Below are 1994 nucleotides of genomic sequence, written 5' to 3'. Positions count from 1 at the left end.
ATTGATATATACCCTCTCTATTATGCTTGCAGCATCATTGAGGAAATACACAGGCGTGTATTTGTATAGTAGTTCTATAATGAATGACCCTGCCTCAAAAAATATGTAATATATGACAAACACTGTTATATAGGCATATGTGTTTTTATTAAAGATTGAACTGATAAGGAAAGTCACAGCCATTATGCTTAGGATGAACAGTAGGAGCATTATGAAGGAATCCAGGAAGTATGGTACAGGTATAACCCCTAGGAGGTAGTACAGTGTAAATAGTTCAAATACCAGGTATACCCCTATTATAAACATTGTGACAGTAAATGCCGCAAAATATTTTCCAAAGAATAATTTAAATCTATTTATGGGAAGAGGGAATATATAATAAGCTGTTTTATTTTCTATTTCACTTGATATCGCAGGAGACCCGAAGAACACCGATGCAAATACGGGTATATAAAGAAGTACAAGAGTCCACAGATAATAAAACAATTTAACTTTTATGGAAGCAGGGAAAACTGCGCCGCCAAGGAATTTCGGCAGGTCATTTATGTATTTGAATGAGAAATAAGTCATCATTGAACCCACTAACAGGATTAGAAAAAGCATGAGGAAGAAACTTCTGGAACGGTAATAGTTCTTAATATACTGTAGATATATGGTCGAAGTTTTGGACATAAAACTCCTATAGGGCTCCAGTATTTAACGTTTTAAGTGCTATGGGGAGGTGATTATATGACCTGTCAATGGTCATGTGTATCATCCCACTGGAAATGCTAATGGTGTAGTTGCTGCCTATTGCACTGGAAATGTTTGAGTTTGAAATAGCTGATTGAATAAGCAGTTTGTCAAATACAAGGTAATTGCTGTTGACCGGAATTATATTTACATATGTCCTGTTGGCCGTTGTATTGAGAGTAATATAGCTTATGGTAGGAATTGTATTATTAACTCTATAGTATAAAGAAATATTTGAACTCTGATTCAGATAACCCTTAAACCGTACAGCATCCCGGGAAGTGAGATGGGCGCTTATTGATTCGTTTATTGCCTTCTGCTCTCCCATTACTATGAAATTCCCTGATGTGTCATATGCGAATATATTTACCGTTGCATTCGCAAGAGTCTTACCTGTGGTGTTCAGCAAATTCCCTAATATTCCGGTAATATTAACATTCTGGATTTCATAAACGGTTACATGGTCATAGGTTATTGTCTTCACATTTGATCCGGAAAACGGATTCCCGTTCCCTGTACCTGAAATAGCAGCCTGGTTACTGGACGCAGTTAAATTGGAATCTATCAGTGAAATGGCCGAAGTATTGGCAACCACTCCGAAACTGCCGCCATCCATGTATACATAATATTCCGTTCCATTTTTATGCACGGTAGAAATCATTGTTGAATTTCCTGGTATGTACTGAAAGGGCTGTACAGAAGGAGATACATTGGATTTTGTATAAAATTGGTAAGCGAAGTATGCAGCCGGTGCAACTATTGCGGCTGCTATGATTATGACAATTATTTTTGTATAAAGAGGCTTCATAGCTATACATGGAAATCAAACTAAAAAAGCTTTTTGAATTAATAAAGGTTAATATATATAACCCGGATTGAAACAGATTCTGGGTATTATAATGAATATATTAAATAGAAAAAAGTAATATCGGGTATGAGCTCCGGTGGTGTAGCCAGGCCAAGCATTAGGGACTCTCAATCCCCCGACTCGGGTCCAAATCCCGGCCGGAGCATTTTGATAAAGGTTTAATGTGAGTAATGATGATTTTAGGCCCAGTAAAAATTTTTAGCTAGAATTTAAAACATACTAAAAAAAATTTTTTAATACAGAGGCACATGAACAAGAGTTATAATTGATTTTTATCATGTAAATATCTATGGTTCTAATATAAAAAATGCCTGGAGCCTCATATTCTTTAACTGGAGGAATATTANAGTGACTGGTCTATTGTTGTTGTATGCCACACTCATAAAATGCCCTT

At 36.0% G+C, this 1994-nt stretch carries 2 protein-coding genes and 1 tRNA gene; 1 reads left to right on the top strand and 2 read right to left on the bottom strand.

All coding sequences use genetic code 11. From position 1 onward, the window contains the following. Both AMDU4_RS06010 and AMDU4_RS06005 read right to left on the bottom strand, forming a co-directional pair. On the bottom strand, positions 1–672 hold a 672-nt coding region (locus AMDU4_RS06010; protein WP_021787087.1), incomplete at its 3' end, for an ABC transporter permease. A gap of 7 nt (positions 673–679) precedes the next feature. Continuing rightward, positions 680–1540, bottom strand: coding sequence for a hypothetical protein (locus tag AMDU4_RS06005; RefSeq protein WP_021786762.1), 861 nt, complete (start codon positions 1538–1540; stop codon positions 680–682). Between the two features lie 130 nt (positions 1541–1670). Here AMDU4_RS06005 and AMDU4_RS06000 point away from each other — a divergent pair. Next, positions 1671–1745 (top strand) — tRNA-Glu (locus AMDU4_RS06000). Positions 1746–1994: the final 249 nt, after the last annotated feature.

The sequence above is a fragment of the Ferroplasma sp. Type II genome, from assembly GCF_000496155.1.
The sequence above is the reverse complement of the archived record's forward strand: the minus strand, read 5'-3'. Positions and strand labels throughout refer to the sequence as shown.

What these genes read in the sequence shown, in the direction of transcription:
- AMDU4_RS06005 (WP_021786762.1), bottom strand. Translation starts at nt 1,540, where the DNA reads ATGAAGCCTCTTTATACAAAAATAATTGTCATAATCATAGCAGCCGCA.